A 17,797-nucleotide genomic window follows, 5' to 3' on the forward strand; every position below is an offset into this window, starting at 1 on the left:
TTTGCTATGAGTAATTAGCTTCAATGATTATAGCGGTATTGTCCATAAATTATAAAATGCAATACGTCCACAAACCTCACCCAAAAAAGTACAAGCAAAGGCTGTAGTACAAAGTATCGTCATATGTTTTGTTCGCCAATAATTAAAAATAATCAACATTAGCGCCACGATTAATAAAATACACTCGATTATCATCCAACTCAATTGCGCATTAGCCAGCGCCGGACTGATTGAAGTCATTAAATTAAAATAAGGTACCTTTGACAGCACAATTAATAAAACGCCAATAATAAAAGCACCAGTTCCTAATCGATATAGCCCAACCCTAGCACTAGCAATACCACCTAATGCCAGCATCGTTAGATACATTTGAATTGGTGTATAAACAGTATCCCACGTTTTCACTGTGGGTAATCTATACGTTAAAACAATCGTCCAAACAAACACTAAACTTAGTATCATCAACACGATCGCTAATAGTTGATTTATATAAGGGATGCGATTTATCTTTAAACAAAGCGGCTTAATCATATCAAGTTTTTCACTATTGGGATTAAGAGCAAAATAATTGAGTAACAAGGATACAAGCGTAACTCCAAACAATACACTAAAGGTAAAAATTTCATTACTCATTGGCGAACGACCGATACCCAAAATCACATTGAAGGCACGCATAGGATGCCCCAAATGGAATGAGGCAATTAGCATACCAAGAGCCATAAAAAGCAGTGCTAACCCATTAATTTTTTGTCTAATAACTTGTTTAGCTTGTGAATGATTGATGAAACAAGACAAGCTACTCAGCAATACCATTCCCGCAGATAATTGCCCCAATACCGTAAAAAAAACGAGTGGTAATTCATGCATATTAAACCTCCTCTGGATTGAGCACTTTACCCAATGTATCCCCCGAACTCTTAGCTTGTGCATGGGGTTTAATCACAATATTGGGTTTAGTTAGCTCAGCATTAGGCAAAGGGGCAATATTACGTTCATTACCATAACGTTCACGTAATTTGCCTATCTCGTCAAAATCTAAAGCATGTTGCGGACAAGATTCGACGCACACGGGCTTTAATCCTTCGGCGACACGTTCATAACAGCCGTCGCATTTTGACATGACACGCTTTTGATGATCATACTGTGGTGCACCATAAGGACAACGCATTTCACAATACCGACACCCGATACATACATCTTGATTGACAACCACTAAGCCATCTTGCTTGCGTTTGTGCATTGCCCCCGTAGGGCAGCCTTGTACGCAAGTCGGCTCATCACAATGGTTACAGGCGATCGACAAATAATAAGTAAATGTATCATTCTGCCAAATTCCAGCTACTTGCTGCCATGTGCCACCACCATATTCATAGACTCGTCGAAAATGCACCCCAAGCGCATTATCTTTCTCGTCTTTACAGCTGACTTGGCAGGTTTTACATCCGGTACATTTGGAAGAATCAATAAAGAATCCATATTGCATTTTCATCATCTCCCTGTGACTTATGATGCCGAAGACATACTAGATATTGGTTTAATATCAACCAAATTGGTATGTTGTGAATTTGATTTTGCCAATACCGAAGGACGCAATGAAGTTAATCGATTGACGCACCCCCCAATATCGATACCCACTGCATTGGTTTTTGCCCACAACCCTTGCGGAATGGCAATCACCCCGGGTAATATACGTGGCGTTACTTTTGCAGGTATATATAATCGACCGCGATCGTTAAAAACTTCGACTAATTGACCATGCTTTATGTGTCTCTGCTGAGCATCAATGGGATTGATCCACAGACTACTGGCAACAGCCTCACGCAATTGAGGGAGATTGCTATAAGACGAGTGGCAATGTCCTTTAATATGAAATCCAATTAACTGTAACGGGTATTTTTCTTGTTTCAGCTTATCTTCGCTTCCTTCAATTGCGGGTAAATAAGCTGGGATAGGATAAAGTTTATCGTCCTGCTCAAATTCCCATTCACGCGCAATTTTTGCTAAGGCTTCAGAATAAATTTCAATTTTGCCCGATGGGGTATTTAACGGATGATTAACGGGATCATCGCGAAATGCTTTTAAAGCAATGTGATTATCACTATCGGCTAATTTACGATCAATAACCCCCATGCCGTCTGTTTCGGCAAAAGACGGTAAATCAGGATTTTGTTTGCGCATTCTTTCATAACTATACGCTATCCACTCCTCTTGTGTTCGTCCTTCCGTAAATTTATCTTTAACACCCATTTTTTCAGACAATTCGGTTAGCACATCATAAGCCGGACGATTTTCCCAAAGTGGCTTAATGGCTTGTTGCATACGAATCACGTAGTGATAAGCGCCCGATGCATAGGAATTATTAATTAAATCATGACTTTCCACTGACGACACATCAGGTAATAACAAATCGGCATACCTTGCTGAAGCGGTCATATGCGTATCCCAAACCAAGATAAATTCGCATTTTGATTCATCTTGTAAAATCTGATGGGTTCGATTGAGATCGGCATGCTGATTACCAATTACATTACTGGCATAGCTCCAGATAAACTTGATACCAACATCCAATTTATCTTTACCCAGTATATAAGCATTTTTAGCTGTCATGTTCTGCGGTTCTTCAATCGCTTTTGTCCATAAAAAAAATGGAATACTGGTTTTAATTGGATTTAACAGATTCAGACCAGGAACCGGATAAGTCACGCTTCCGCCCCAAGTTCCGATATTAGTACCTTGTTTACCAAACTGACCCGTGATAATTGGCAGTATCATAATTGCACGGGTAGTATGCTCACCATTTTGCCAACGCTGAGCCCCCCAACCTTGAGAAATCCATGCTGCTTTAGCATTGACAATATCTAATGCAAGCTGACGAATTTGTTTAGCTGGAATACCGGTCTTTTTAGCTGCCCATTCAGGGGTTTTAGGCGTTCTGTCATCACCTAATCCAAGAATATAAGATTTAAAATCACTAAAAGGCGGTGCACTGTCGGGTAATGAGTCAGCATTCCAGCCTACACAATATTGATTGAGCATTGCATCATCAATTCTATCTTCTTCAAGTAAAGCATAACCGATTGCAGCAACTAAAGCGGCATCCGTTCCAGGAATAATTGGAATCCACTCAGCATTGTAACCCACAACACTTTCACTACGCCTTGGATCAATAATAATCACCCTTGCTTTACTTTGTGATAATGCATTGAATAGCTCGGTCACCTGCCCTCCACCCGACATTCTGGTTTCAGCAATATTTTGTCCAAACATTACCACTAGATCAGAATGTTTAATTTGGTCTATTAACGACTCTTTTGCATTGCCATAAATATAAGGTTGAATAGCGGTTATTTGACCACTTGAATAATCACCATGATAATTAAGGTAACCACCAATCGTACTCAAGAATCGCTTACAAGCACTACGCCCAGAAATATTTGCACCTGTAGTACCTGTACCATATTGATAATAAATAGACTCGTTGCCATATTGATTAATGGTATACTTGAGTTTATTTGCCAATAAAGCGATTGCTTCATTCCATGAAATACGTTTGAATTTACCTTCACCACGCTTACCAACTCGCACCATAGGATATTTTAAACGCTCAGGATCGTAAGTTCGCCAACGTACCGCTCTTCCTCGCAAGCAAGGACGAATTTGATGCAGACCAAAGACAGGATCATTAATGCCGTCTTCCGAAGAAATTTTAGTAATAATATCATTCTTCACATGGACTTTTAGAGGACAGCGACTACCACAGTTAACTAAACAAGCACTATAGACGATTTTTTCCTCATTATCCGAACTGGCAAGACTATCATTGTCATTAACGTTAGGTTCTGCGTACACAAATGGGGATTGAATGGTATTGGCTAATGCTGCAACGCTCCCAATTGCTAACGATTTTTGTAAAAAATCTCGTCGGGTTATCTTATTATCTGACTTGCTCATTTTGTTCCCTTATGTCTATTTGGGATTTATTTATCATAATACTTTAGATGGGCTGATAAAATAGAAAACGGCATAAACCGTCTTTTAACTATCAATAAATTAAGGTAATAACAATTATTCTCAATAAATACTTGGTAAAAATACTGAATTTGCTTTTCATTATAAATTTAATTTCATGCATCTTAAAGAAAGATTGGTATAATAAGGTCATTTATTCGAATAAATAGAAAAACTATGTCACAATCTACTTATAACGCTGTTGATATTGAAGTCTTAAAAGGGCTCGATCCTGTTCGTCATCGTCCAGGCATGTATACTGACACGGCTCGCCCAAATCATTTAGGGCAAGAGGTTATCGATAATAGTGTCGATGAAGCAATAGCTGGTCACGCTCGTCAAGTTAAAGTCACGCTTTATGAAGATAATTCATTAGAAGTTATTGATGATGGGCGAGGTATGCCTGTTGATATTCATCCCGAAGAGGGAGTACCGGCTATTGAATTATTACTTTGCCGTTTACACGCTGGCGGTAAATTTTCTAATAAAAATTATCAATTCTCTGGTGGACTTCATGGTGTGGGTATCTCAGTTGTTAATGCGCTATCTAAACGGGTAGAAGTGACCGTTAACCGAGATGGTCAAGTATACCAAATTGCGTTTGAAAATGGCGAAAAAGTCGAAGACCTTCATGTAACTGGTACGTGTGGACGTCGTAACACGGGCACAAAAGTTCACTTTTGGCCAGACGAAAAATATTTTGATTCACCAAGATTTTCAGTACCCCGTTTATCTCATCTACTCAAAGCAAAAGCGGTACTTTGTCCTGGTCTTGAAATTATCTTTAAAGATAAAATTAATAACACCGAACAACGCTGGTGTTATCAAGATGGCTTAAAAGATTACTTAATGGAATCCGTCAGTGGTTACTCACTACTACCGGAAGAGCCATTTACTGGCAGCCATACCGGTGATACAGAAGCCGTTGAATGGGCACTCTTGTGGATGCCGGAAGGTGGCGAACTGTTAACAGAAAGCTATGTTAACTTAATTCCTACTGTGCAAGGTGGTACCCATGTCAATGGTTTACGCCAAGGGTTGCTTGATGCAATGCGCGAATTTTGTGAATTTCGTAATTTGTTACCACGTGGCATAAAATTGACGGCTGATGATATTTGGGAACGCTGTGCTTATGTGTTATCAGTAAAAATGCAAGAGCCACAATTTGCAGGACAAACCAAAGAGCGCTTATCATCCAGACAAAGTGCTGCATTTGTATCTGCCATTGTTAAAGACGCTTTTAGTTTGTGGTTAAATCAGCATGTACAAACCGCTGAATTACTGGCTGAAATGGTGATCTCTAGTGCACAACGACGACTAAGAGCTTCAAAAAAAGTTATTCGTAAAAAATTAACTAGCGGTCCGGCATTACCGGGCAAGCTTGCGGACTGTTCATCACAAGACTTAAGCCGAACTGAACTTTTTTTAGTGGAAGGCGATTCCGCTGGTGGCTCAGCTAAACAGGCTCGAGATCGGGAATATCAAGCGATAATGCCATTAAAAGGTAAAATTCTAAACACTTGGGAAGTCTCATCGGATGAAGTCCTTGGTTCTCAAGAAATCCACGATATTTCGGTCGCGATTGGTATTGATCCTGATAGTGATGATTTAAGCCAATTACGATATGGTAAAATCTGTATTTTAGCCGATGCCGATTCTGACGGTTTACATATTGCCACCCTACTTTGTGCGCTATTTGTTCGTCACTTTCGTGCAATGGTCGAACACGGACATGTTTTTGTTGCTATGCCACCATTATATCGTATCGATCTTGGTAAAGAAGTCCATTACGCCTTAGATGAAGAAGAGAAAGAAGGAATTTTAGATCAGCTTAAACGGAAAAAAGGCAAACCGAATGTACAACGTTTTAAAGGTCTCGGTGAAATGAATCCACTGCAACTGCGTGAAACAACGATGGATCCGAATACTCGCCGTCTAGTACAGTTATCATTAGATAATTCAGAAGAAACAATGGCGTTAATGGATATGCTACTTGCTAAAAAACGTTCGGAAGATCGCCGTGAATGGTTGCAAGAAAAAGGTGACCAAGTCCAACTTGATGTCTAACATAAAGAATGATTTAGAGGAACAACAATGAGTGAGATAACTCATGACGGAGTAGAAGTTCAGTCGCTACGTACCTTTACAGAAAGCGCTTATTTAAACTACTCTATGTATGTCATTATGGATCGTGCACTACCTTTTATTGGTGACGGTTTAAAACCAGTGCAACGCCGTATCGTTTATGCCATGTCAGAATTAGGGCTTAACGCTCAGGCTAAATTTAAAAAATCAGCACGTACTGTCGGTGACGTTTTGGGTAAATATCATCCACATGGTGATAGCGCCTGCTATGAAGCAATGGTATTGATGGCACAACCGTTTTCTTACCGTTATCCATTAGTTGACGGACAAGGTAACTGGGGGGCGCCAGATGATCCAAAATCCTTCGCTGCAATGCGTTATACCGAATCACGCCTATCTAAATATGCCGAACTACTATTAGGCGAATTAGGACAAGGAACGGTCGATTATACTCCTAATTTTGACGGTACATTACAAGAACCGAAAATGTTACCGGCCAGATTACCGAATATTCTATTAAATGGTACTACAGGTATTGCTGTTGGGATGGCGACCGATATCCCACCTCATAATATTCGTGAAGTGGCCAATGCAGCGATTATGCTGGCAGATAATCCGAAAGCTACGCTAAGCGAAGTGATGGCTCACATACAAGGGCCTGACTTTCCAACTGAAGCAGAAATCATCACCCCACCACAAGATATAGAAAAAATCTATAAGACGGGACGTGGCTCAATTCGTATGCGTGCTGTATGGAAAAAAGAAGAAGGTGATATCGTTATCACTGATCTGCCACATCAAGTTTCTGGTGCGAAAATTTTAGAGCAAATTGCCTCGCAAATGCGTGCAAAAAAATTACCATTAATTGAAGATTTACGTGATGAATCTGATCATGAGAATCCAACACGACTCGTCATTGTACCTCGCTCTAATCGTGTTGACTTAGAACAGGTCATGAATCACCTGTTTGCCACAACCGATCTGGAAAAAAGCTATCGGGTCAATATGAATATGATTGGGCTAGACAATCGCCCATCTGTCAAAGGGTTAGTTGAGATTTTAACTGAATGGTTAGAATATCGTCGTAATACGGTAACCAGACGTTTAAACTATCGTTTAGACAAAGTATTAAAACGCCTTCATATTTTAGATGGTTTACTTATCGCCTTTTTAAATATCGATGAAGTCATTAATATTATTCGCTATGAAGACGATCCTAAAACAGAGTTAATGCAACGGTTTAATTTAACTGAAATCCAATCTGAAGCGATTTTAGAGTTAAAACTTCGCCATTTAGCTAAACTTGAAGAGATGCGTATCAAAGGTGAGCAAAGTGATCTCGCTAAAGAGCGTGATCAGCTGCAAGCATTACTCGGTTCGCCTAGAAAATTGAATAGTTTAATTAAAAAAGAGCTTCAACAAGACGCTGATAAATACGGGGATGAACGCCGTTCTCCGATTGTTGAACGCAGTGAAGCAAAAGCCATTACCGAACAAGAACTAATACCGTCAGAACCGGTGACCATTGTCTTATCTGAAATGGGTTGGGTAAGAGCGGCTAAAGGTCATGATATTGATCCAACGGGACTGAGTTACAAAGCTGGCGATAGTTTTAAAGCGGCTGCAAAAGGAAAAAGTAATCAACCTGTGGTATTTATTGACTCAACGGGCCGTAGCTATGCCATTGAACCCAATACATTACCTTCAGCGCGAGGACAAGGCGAACCACTTACGGGTAAATTAGCATTACCTGCTGGTGCAAGCGTTGAACATGTGTTGATGTCAGCGAATGACAATCAAAAATTTTTACTTGCCTCAAGTGCGGGTTATGGATTTATATGTCAATTTAATGATTTAGTCGCGCGTAACCGAAATGGTAAAGCCATAATTAATCTACCGAATAATGCAAAAGTACTCACGCCTATTGAAATTTCAAATGACGAAAGCTTACTTTTATCTATTACCCAAGCAGGACGGATGCTTATTTTCCCTGTAAAAGATCTCCCCGAACTGGCAAAAGGCAAAGGAAACAAAATAATCTCATTATCCAATGCAGATGACAGCCTTGCTTATATGATTTTAATTACACCGGAAACATCCATCACCTTATATGTTGGCAAACGCAAACTTACCCTAAATCCTGTTGATTTACAAAAATTTAGGGCAGAACGTGCTCGTAAAGGTAGCGCTTTACCACGTGGACTACAAAAAATAGATCGAATTGAGGTAAACAAATAGTATGTCTTTTATTTGGGCGATTATTACAGGCTTTGTATTAAGCATTGTATTAAAATCGGGATGGGGTTATTTACTTGGATTTTTTGTTGGTCCAATGCTCTATCAAACCCTTTGTAACAAGTTAAACCAGCAAAGAACTCAAACTAATCCAACTTTATATTTAACCATTGTTTTTGAAGTACTTGGTCATCTCAGTAAAGCAAAAGGCGTGGTCACACAAGATGACATCAATCTTGCACGCCATTTTATGGATAGACTACAACTTGATAGCAACAGTCGACGACTTGCGCAAGACTCATTTAATCGAGGTAAAGCTGCGGATTATCCTCTTCGAGCTCGTTTAAAAGAGATATATATTCAATACCGCTTTCGACGTAATGTGTTAAATATTTTTTGTGAACAACTCATTCAAGCGGCACTGGTTGATGGTCATTTAGATGAAAAAGAGTCACAAATATTGTATATTGTGGCAGAAGAATTTAATATTCCTCGTCAACAAATGACCATGTATATTAAAATGATGATGGGAAGCTACCATTTTCGTCAAAATGGTTATCACCAAAATCAATACCAAGATCAGCATTACCAATATCAACAAAATCATCAACATCAGGGCTATCAAGGTCGTTCAGTACAATCAGATCTACAAAATGCATACAAAATTTTAGGTATCGAATCATCAGCCGAAATTACAGAAATAAAAAAAGCATATCGAAAACTAATGAATGAGCATCATCCCGATAAGTTAGTGTCAAAAGGCTTACCTAAAGAGATGCTTGAAGCTGCCAAAAAACGCGCTCAAGAGATTCAAGCTGCTTATGATCTCATAAAAGTATCGCGCGGATTTAAATAGAGACAACAACGATGATGCATTGGCGTTCAATTATTCGAATTGTAGGATTATTGATAACATTATTATCTGTTTTCATGTTATTACCTGCTTTAGTCGCATTAATTTATCGTGATGGCGCTGGTGCGATATTTCTTCGTTCTTTTTTTGCTGCCTTGATTTTAGGCGGCTTGTTGTGGTTACCAAATCGACACCAACGTCACGAACTTAACACCCGTGAAGGCTTTTTTATTGTGGTACTTTTTTGGGTCGTATTAGGTACTATTGGCGCTTTTCCATTCATTTTTGATAATCACATTAATTTAAACTTAACGACAGCATTTTTCGAATCATTTTCTGGTTTAACAACAACGGGGGCAACCACCATTGTGAAGTTAGACCATTTACCTAAAGCGTTACTGTTTTATCGACAATTACTGCAGTGGCTTGGCGGAATGGGGATAATCGTGTTAGCGGTTGCTATCCTACCGTTATTGGGTGTTGGGGGGATGCAACTTTATCGTGCTGAAATTCCCGGCCCACAAAAAGACAGTAAAATGCGCCCACGTATTGCCGAAACAGCAAAAACCCTTTGGTCAATCTATATTCTACTTACCACACTATGCGCAATCTGCTTGTGGTTTGCAGGCATGAATGTATTTGATGCTATCTCCCACAGCTTTTCAACGATTTCAATGGGGGGATTTTCCACCCATGATGATAATTTGGCTTACTTTAATAGCCCGGCAATCAACTATATTGTTACCCTATTTTTAATCTTATCTGGCTGTAACTTTGCGCTCCATTTTGCCGCATTAAGCGGTTTTTCAATAAAAGTTTACTGGCGAGACCAAGAGTTTAGAACATTTATTTTCATTCTATTAATACTGATCGCCATATGCGCAGTGGTTATCTTTTTCTATAAACCTCATCGCCTTAGTATTGATAAAATCATATTACAAGTCGTGTCCATATCATCGACAGCAGGATTTTCTGTAGATGATATTAATACTTGGCCTTCATCATTACCTATTTTTCTACTTTGTGCCTCGTTCATTGGTGGTTGTGCCGGTTCGACAGGGGGTGGCTTAAAAGTGGTCAGAGTACTACTTTTATTTATGCAAGGTTCGCGTGAACTCAAACGATTAATTCATCCAAACGCTATCTATACCTTAAAATTAAATCATCGAGTTGTACCTGAACGAATTATCGAATCAGTTTGGGGATTCTTTTCTGCTTATGCTTTAGTTTTTCTAATTAGTTTATTTATCATCATGGCAACAGGCGTTGATGCAACCGACTCTTTTTATATTGTTGCCTCTTCACTGAATAATTTAGGTGTGGGGCTTGGTAGTGTCAGTGATAATTTTGCGCATGTCAGTGATGTGGTGAGATGGGTGATGGTGGTCGATATGCTATTTGGACGACTAGAAATATTTACATTATTAGTCCTTTTTACACCAACATTTTGGCGAAGTTAACCTTAAACTCAAACACCCATAAAAATAAAACTTTTTGCCAAATTATGCAAAATTCATAAATATTTTATTGATTATTTAGTCAATTACATAGAAAATTAGAACGCAGCATGTGCTGTGTTTATTAGAGGTAATCACCTGACATATGGAATGGATCATGGATCCTACAATCTGGATTGGTTTATCCACCCTGATTGTACTTGAAATCGTCCTTGGTATTGATAACATTGTTTTTATTGCCATTCTTGCCGAGAAGCTTCCACCACACCAACGCGATAAAGCACGCATCACTGGTCTTGCTTTTGCATTAATTACTCGCATTATTTTATTAATGTTCACCGGCTGGCTAGTTACACTCACGACACCACTATTTACAGCGTTTGGTATTAGTTTCAATGCTCGCCAACTCATTATGTTAGTGGGAGGCATATTTTTACTGTTTAAAGCCACCATGGAACTCAATGAACGTCTTGAAGGTGCAGCTCACGAAGAAGGAAAATCGAAAAAAACCTCACACTTTTGGACTGTCGTTGTACAAATCGTTATTTTAGATGCCGTGTTTTCTCTCGATTCTGTGATTACGGCAGTCGGTATGGTTGAAAATATTCCAGTCATGATTATTGCCGTTTGTGTGGCAATTTGCATTATGATGGTCGCAAGTAAACCGTTAGCCTATTTTGTCAATTCGCATCCCACCATTGTTATTCTTTGCTTGAGCTTTTTATTAATGATTGGGTTTAGTTTAGTTGCGGAAGGATTTGGTTTTGCCATTCCAAAAGGCTACTTATATGCCGCTATTGGTTTTTCAATCATGATTGAGTTTTTTAATCAGTTGGCCATATTCAATCGTCGCAAAGCATTGAATAAAAAACCATTGCGAGAACGGACTGCCGAAGCGATCTTACATCTACTGAAAGGCGATGTTGAAGAAGATCCGGATACTCACACAATTGATACCGTGTCAGATAACAATAAAAAAGAATCTGTCTTTAACCATCAAGAACTCAACATGGTTGAACGCGTCCTTGGACTGGCACAGCGATCGGTCAGCAGTATTATGACAGCAAGGTTAGATGTTGATATGGTTAATATCAATGACGACCGTGAAACAATTTTGAAAGAGATTTTTGAAAATCCTCATTCACGATTAGTCGTAACTGATAATGCGTCGATTGACGAACCTTTAGGTATTATTCAAGTTAACGACCTGTTAAAAGATGTTTTGCAAAATAAAGAACCAATCGATATTAATTCTTTAATTAAGCAACCGCTAATCTTTCCCGAAACGGTATCGTTACTTGTTGCGTTAGAACAATTTAAAAAAGCCAAAACCCATTTTGCTTTTGTGGTTGATGAATTTGGTTCCATGCAGGGCGTGGTTTCCGTTACCGACATCATCGAAACTATCGCTGGCGATTTTCCAACCGAAGAGGAAGAAATTGATGCCAAACATGATATTCAATGTCTGGATGATAATACGTGGATTGCCAATGGCTATATTCCGGTTGAAGAGTTGGTTCGATTTGTCCCAATCCCAATTGATGATAAACGTGAATACCATACTCTTGCAGGATTATTGATGGAAAAGGCACAGCATTTACTTGAAGTCGGTGAGACCATGCAAATTGGTGATTACCTATTTGAAATAGCTGAAATTGAAAGCCATCGTATTTTAAAAGTTAAAATTACTTTGAACAAACTTGATTCAATTTAATGAACCAAGGGCATACTCAATCGTAACTCATTATTAATGAGTTACGATATCTTAAAAAACCATTCAATATTCTTTATCCTCATTAAAAATCCAACATTAGATGTTGAACAATTGGTTTTAAGGATTATTTTCGTTTTCTAACAAAACAATAACAAGTGATTTGATTTGTCTCCATTACGCTATAAACAGATGAGTTAACCAAAAACAGGGAAATACCTATCCTACTATCTATTTAAAGATGCTATAAAATACGCAGATAAATTATGATTAATTTAATCAGGATTTATTATTTCATCATCGCAACTTAATGACTATATGAAATTTACTATTAAAGTCAGTTTTTAATACAGGTATTTATTAATAAAGACTGAGCAGAATAATGCTTGACCTGTTAAAAGAACCAGTAATAATAATGCAGTGAATTTTGTACTGTATAAGCAAGCAAATCACCACAATTATCACGCTTGACTAATGATAAGCAAAAATGTGGTCATGGCATTATACAAATATTCATTATTATTAACCTAAACTAGGCCTTAACTTATGAATTCAATATTCGAAAAAATATTTCAATTGAAAGCAAAAAAAACCACCATTGGTACTGAAGTGATTGCAGGATGTACGACATTTCTTACTATGGTCTATATCATCTTTGTTAATCCTTCCATTTTGTCGGCAACAGGCATGGACACCTCAGCAGTATTTGTATTAACCTGTTTAGTAACAGCCTTTGCATCGATTTTAATGGGCATGTTTGCTAATTTACCGATAGCGTTGGCGCCTGCTATGGGACTCAATGTATTTTTTGCCTATGGCATGTGTGGCGCAATGGGCTATTCTTGGCAAGTGGGAATGGGCGCAATATTTTGGGGATCGTTAATCTTTTTTGCACTATCCCTTTTTAAAGTTCGCCATTGGCTAATAGAACATATTCCACAATGTTTACGTGTTGGTATCAGTGCGGGTATTGGACTGTTTATTGCATTTATGGGCTTTCAAAATATGGGGATTGTGGTTAGTTCTCCATCAACATTATTAACCTTAGGCAATATTCTATCTCTTAAAGTCTTATTAGGTTCTCTGGGTTTTTTCATTATTATTATTTTAGCTGCGCGCAACTTCCATGCTGCGGTTCTAATCTCTATTCTCGTGGTCACATTGCTTGCTCTGTGGCTGGATCCTAATATTCATTATGAAGGCGTCGCCTCTATTCCACCAAGTGTTTCAAGCGTAGTTGGTCATGTTGATTTAGCCGGTTCGCTTAATATCGGTATAATGGGCGTGATATTTTCCGTCATGATCGTCAGCTTATTTGATTCATCAGGTACGATTTTAGCCTTGACCGACAAAGCTGGCATTTCAGACGAAAAAGGACGCTTTCCTAAAATGCGTCAAGCATTATTAATTGATAGTTTCAGCTCTTCACTTGGTGGGCTTTTTGGGACTTCATCAGTTCTCACTTACATTGAAAGTTCAGCGGGTATTTCCGTAGGTGGTCGCACCGGTTTAACTGCTGTTGTCGTTGGGATTTTATTTTTAATGATGACATTCTTATCACCTTTAGCGCATTTAGTCCCGACTTATGCAACATCTGGTGCACTAATATTTGTGGGAATCTTAATGGTATCAAGTTTAGTGAAAGTTAACTGGTCTGATTTAACTGACGCAACGCCAGCCTTTATTACCGCATTAATGATGCCTTTTGCTTTCGCCATTACTGAAGGGGTTGCACTTGGTTTTATCTCTTATGTGGTATTAAAAACTTTTACCGGTAAATTTAAAGAACTCAATCTTTGTGTCATTATTTTTGCTGTACTATTTGCACTTAAATTTATCTTTATCGATCATCATTAATCGTCATTCCTCATCAATGCTATTGATGAGGAACTCCTCAATCTTTAACTAATATATGCCCCTTTCAGTTGGCGTAAACTTGAAAAAGTGAAACTTTTTATTACTCATTTATTGGGCATTTTCTTACCAATGAATAAAGTCTATGTTCGATAGTTAAATGCGAGCAAAAACTTGACATTATCCTTGTTGAGGTCTAGAATCTTGCGACCCAAAACTTATATATTTAGGTTTTGGTCTACAGTTATTAATTACGTATCTAAAATGCAATTTTAAATTTATTTTAATTAATCAGGAGCTTATTAATGGCAACAATTAATCAGCTGGTGCGCAAACCAAGAGCACTTAAGGAAGTTAAAAGTAACGTTCCTGCACTTGAAGCATGCCCGCAAAAACGCGGTGTTTGTACTCGTGTTTACACGACTACACCGAAAAAACCTAACTCAGCATTACGTAAAGTATGCCGTGTACGTTTAACCAACGGTTTTGAAGTTACTTCTTACATCGGTGGTGAAGGTCATAACTTGCAAGAACATAGCGTGATTTTAATCCGCGGTGGTCGTGTTAAAGATTTACCTGGTGTTCGTTATCACACTGTTCGTGGTGCATTAGACTGCGCAGGTGTTAAAGATCGCAAACAAAGCCGTTCTAAATACGGTGTAAAACGACCTAAAGCTTAATGGAACTCCGTTAAGTAAGGCCAAACTATATAATTCCATTTAACTCATTTGAGTTTTGGGTAAACCTGAAAATTTATAACATATAAACGGAGTATTCCAATGCCACGTCGTCATGTTGTCGGTCAAAGAAAAATTCTACCTGATCCGAAATTCGGTTCAGATTTGCTGGCGAAATTTGTAAATATTTTAATGATAGATGGTAAAAAATCTATCGCAGAATCAATCGTATATTCAGCTCTTGATAAATTAGCTGAGCGTAGTGGAAAAGACCACTTAGCAGCTTTCGAAGTTGCACTAGATAACGTAAGACCAACTGTAGAAGTTAAGTCTCGTCGCGTTGGTGGTTCTACATACCAAGTTCCTGTTGAAGTGCGCCCTGTTCGTCGTAATGCACTTGCAATGCGTTGGATTGTAGAAGCTGCTCGTAAACGTGGCGATAAATCAATGGCTCTACGCCTTGCGAATGAACTTATGGATGCTTTTGAAAACAAAGGCACTGCTGTGAAAAAACGCGAAGATGTTCATCGTATGGCTGAGGCTAATAGAGCGTTTGCACACTATCGTTGGTAATCTTTCCACTGGTATTAAGTGGCTTGAAATTAGACTGACAGCACATATCTACTGTCAGTCAACCTAAATGATATTTTATTAAGCAAACGATTCTAAATAGAGGATTAATATGGCTCGTACAACCCCTATAGCACGCTACCGTAATATCGGTATCAGTGCACATATTGACGCAGGTAAAACGACAACTACTGAACGTATTTTGTTTTACACTGGCGTAAGTCACAAAATTGGTGAGGTTCATGATGGCGCAGCTACCATGGACTGGATGGAACAAGAACAAGAACGTGGTATTACTATCACGTCTGCGGCTACAACTGCATTCTGGTCTGGTATGGGACAACAATTTGAACCACACCGTATCAATATCATCGACACCCCGGGACACGTTGACTTCACCATCGAAGTTGAACGTTCTATGCGTGTTCTTGATGGTGCAGTAATGGTTTACTGTGCGGTTGGTGGTGTTCAACCTCAATCAGAAACAGTATGGCGCCAAGCTAACAAATATAAAGTTCCGCGTATCGCATTTGTAAACAAAATGGATCGTATGGGTGCTAACTTCTTACGTGTAGTTGAGCAAATCAAAACACGTTTAGCGGCAGTGCCTGTTCCATTAGTATTACCAATCGGTGCTGAAGAAGGCTTTACTGGTGTTGTTGATTTACTTAAACGTAAAGCAATTAACTGGAATGATGCAGACCAAGGTACAACCTTTACTTATGAAGATGTACCAGCGGATATGGTTGAGCAAGTTGAAGAATGGCGTGCAAACTTAATCGAAGCTGCAGCAGAAGCTAACGAAGAGTTAATGGAAAAATACCTTGGTGGTGATGAGTTAACTGAAGAAGAAGTTAAAAAAGCACTACGTGAACGCGTACTTGCTAACGAAATCATCTTGGTAACATGTGGTAGTGCATTTAAAAATAAAGGCGTTCAGTTCATGCTTGACGCAGTTATTGAGTATTTACCTGCACCAACCGATGTTCCTGCGATTAAAGGTGAATTACAAAATGGTGAACCAGCAGAACGTCATTCAAGCGATGATGAACCATTTGCTGCACTTGCATTTAAAATTGCAACTGACCCATTTGTTGGTAACTTAACCTTCTTCCGCGTTTACTCTGGTGTAGTTAACTCTGGTGACTCAGTACTTAACTCAGTTAAAGATCGTAAAGAACGCTTTGGTCGTATCGTACAGATGCATGCGAACAAACGTGAAGAAATCAAAGAAGTTCGTGCGGGTGACATTGCAGCAGCAATCGGTCTTAAAGATGTCACAACTGGTGATACGCTTTGTGCTGAAAATTCACCAATTATTCTTGAAAGAATGGAATTCCCTGAGCCGGTTATCTCGGTTGCAGTTGAACCAAAAACTAAAGCTGACCAAGAAAAAATGGGTATTGCTTTAGGTCGTTTGGCAAAAGAAGATCCATCATTCCGTGTCTGGACTGATGAAGAATCAAACCAAACTATCATTGCTGGTATGGGTGAATTACATCTTGAAATCATCGTAGACCGTATGAAACGTGAATTTAACGTTGAAGCGAATGTCGGTAAACCTCAAGTTGCTTACCGTGAAACAATTCGTACAACAGTTAAAGACATCGAAGGAAAACATGCAAAACAATCTGGTGGTCGTGGTCAATACGGTCATGTTGTTATCGACATGTATCCATTAGAAGCGGGTGGTGCTGGTTACGAATTTGTTAACGAAATCAAAGGTGGGGTAATTCCGGGTGAATTTATTCCTGCAGTAGATAAAGGTATCCAAGAGCAATTGAAATCAGGACCTTTAGCTGGCTATCCAGTTGTGGATCTCGGTGTGCGTTTACATTTTGGTTCTTACCATGATGTCGACTCATCCGAAATTGCCTTTAAACTTGCCGCATCAATGGCATTTAAAGAAGGCTTCATGAAAGCTAAACCTGTGCTTTTAGAACCAATTATGAAAGTAGAAGTTGAAACCCCTGAAGATTATATGGGCGACGTTATCGGTGACTTAAACCGTCGTCGTGGTATGATCGAAGGCATGGATGATACTGCAACAGGTAAAACTGTTCGTGCGCAAGTACCTCTTTCAGAAATGTTTGGCTATGCGACAGACCTTCGTTCACAAACACAAGGTCGTGCTTCTTACTCTATGGAGTTCTTGAAGTATAACGAAGCACCTTCAAACATCGTAACAGCAATTATTGAAGCTCGTAAAGCGAAATAATTATTTATATAAATAAAGTAACACTTCCCTACAAAATGAGGGAAGTGATTTAATAAAGGAACATTAAGATGTCTAAAGAAAAATTTGAACGTACAAAACCCCACGTTAACGTTGGTACAATCGGCCACG

The 17,797-nt window shown here is 38.8% G+C and carries 13 protein-coding genes; 10 read left to right on the forward strand and 3 right to left on the reverse strand.

Features of this window, described 5'->3' with window-relative positions:
• Positions 1-27: 27 nt before the first annotated feature.
• The 3 genes from J3U35_RS07710 to J3U35_RS07720 are packed head-to-tail and all read right to left on the reverse strand — an operon-like array spanning position 28 to position 3,951.
• The gene (locus J3U35_RS07710; RefSeq protein WP_267360595.1) at positions 28-867 is read right to left on the reverse strand and encodes a dimethyl sulfoxide reductase anchor subunit family protein; all 840 of its coding nucleotides are present in this window, start codon (positions 865-867) and stop codon (positions 28-30) included.
• 1 nt (position 868) lies between these two features.
• Positions 869-1,489: a DMSO/selenate family reductase complex B subunit gene (locus J3U35_RS07715; protein ID WP_267360597.1), complete on the reverse strand. Its 621-nt coding sequence runs from the start codon at positions 1,487-1,489 to the stop codon at positions 869-871.
• 14 nt (positions 1,490-1,503) lie between these two features.
• Positions 1,504-3,951, reverse strand: coding sequence for a DMSO/selenate family reductase complex A subunit (locus tag J3U35_RS07720; RefSeq protein ID WP_267360599.1), 2,448 nt, complete (start codon positions 3,949-3,951; stop codon positions 1,504-1,506).
• A gap of 234 nt (positions 3,952-4,185) precedes the next feature.
• Here J3U35_RS07720 and parE point away from each other — a divergent pair, with 234 nt between their 5' ends.
• The 10 genes from parE to J3U35_RS07770 form a co-directional block, all read left to right on the forward strand.
• Positions 4,186-6,075 (forward strand): DNA topoisomerase IV subunit B, encoded by a 1,890-nt coding sequence (parE, locus tag J3U35_RS07725; protein ID WP_065559628.1) that lies wholly within the window; start codon positions 4,186-4,188, stop codon positions 6,073-6,075.
• A 27-nt stretch (positions 6,076-6,102) separates the two neighbouring features.
• Positions 6,103-8,331, forward strand: coding sequence for a DNA topoisomerase IV subunit A (gene parC / locus J3U35_RS07730; protein ID WP_267360601.1), 2,229 nt, complete (start codon positions 6,103-6,105; stop codon positions 8,329-8,331).
• 1 nt (position 8,332) lies between these two features.
• Complete coding sequence (gene djlA, locus J3U35_RS07735) at positions 8,333-9,184, forward strand: co-chaperone DjlA (RefSeq protein WP_267360603.1); 852 nt, start codon at positions 8,333-8,335, stop codon at positions 9,182-9,184.
• 14 nt (positions 9,185-9,198) lie between these two features.
• Positions 9,199-10,641, forward strand: coding sequence for a TrkH family potassium uptake protein (locus tag J3U35_RS07740; protein ID WP_065559645.1), 1,443 nt, complete (start codon positions 9,199-9,201; stop codon positions 10,639-10,641).
• A 142-nt stretch (positions 10,642-10,783) separates the two neighbouring features.
• Complete coding sequence (locus tag J3U35_RS07745) at positions 10,784-12,352, forward strand: TerC family protein (protein WP_065559625.1); 1,569 nt, start codon at positions 10,784-10,786, stop codon at positions 12,350-12,352.
• 543 nt (positions 12,353-12,895) lie between these two features.
• On the forward strand, positions 12,896-14,206 hold the full coding sequence (locus tag J3U35_RS07750; RefSeq protein ID WP_220216065.1) for an NCS2 family permease: 1,311 nt from the start codon (positions 12,896-12,898) through the stop codon (positions 14,204-14,206).
• 302 nt (positions 14,207-14,508) lie between these two features.
• Complete coding sequence (gene rpsL, locus J3U35_RS07755) at positions 14,509-14,883, forward strand: 30S ribosomal protein S12 (RefSeq protein ID WP_025316630.1); 375 nt, start codon at positions 14,509-14,511, stop codon at positions 14,881-14,883.
• A 99-nt stretch (positions 14,884-14,982) separates the two neighbouring features.
• Positions 14,983-15,453, forward strand: coding sequence for a 30S ribosomal protein S7 (rpsG, locus tag J3U35_RS07760; protein WP_065559623.1), 471 nt, complete (start codon positions 14,983-14,985; stop codon positions 15,451-15,453).
• A gap of 109 nt (positions 15,454-15,562) precedes the next feature.
• Positions 15,563-17,668 (forward strand): elongation factor G, encoded by a 2,106-nt coding sequence (fusA, locus tag J3U35_RS07765; RefSeq protein ID WP_065559622.1) that lies wholly within the window; start codon positions 15,563-15,565, stop codon positions 17,666-17,668.
• Between the two features lie 68 nt (positions 17,669-17,736).
• Positions 17,737-17,797 (forward strand): hypothetical protein (locus J3U35_RS07770; RefSeq protein WP_227740701.1); only part of this gene is annotated, 61 nt, incomplete at its 3' end.

Source organism: Gilliamella sp. B2717, assembly GCF_026536675.1.
In the GTDB taxonomy this organism is placed as follows: domain Bacteria; phylum Pseudomonadota; class Gammaproteobacteria; order Enterobacterales; family Orbaceae; genus Gilliamella; species Gilliamella apicola_I.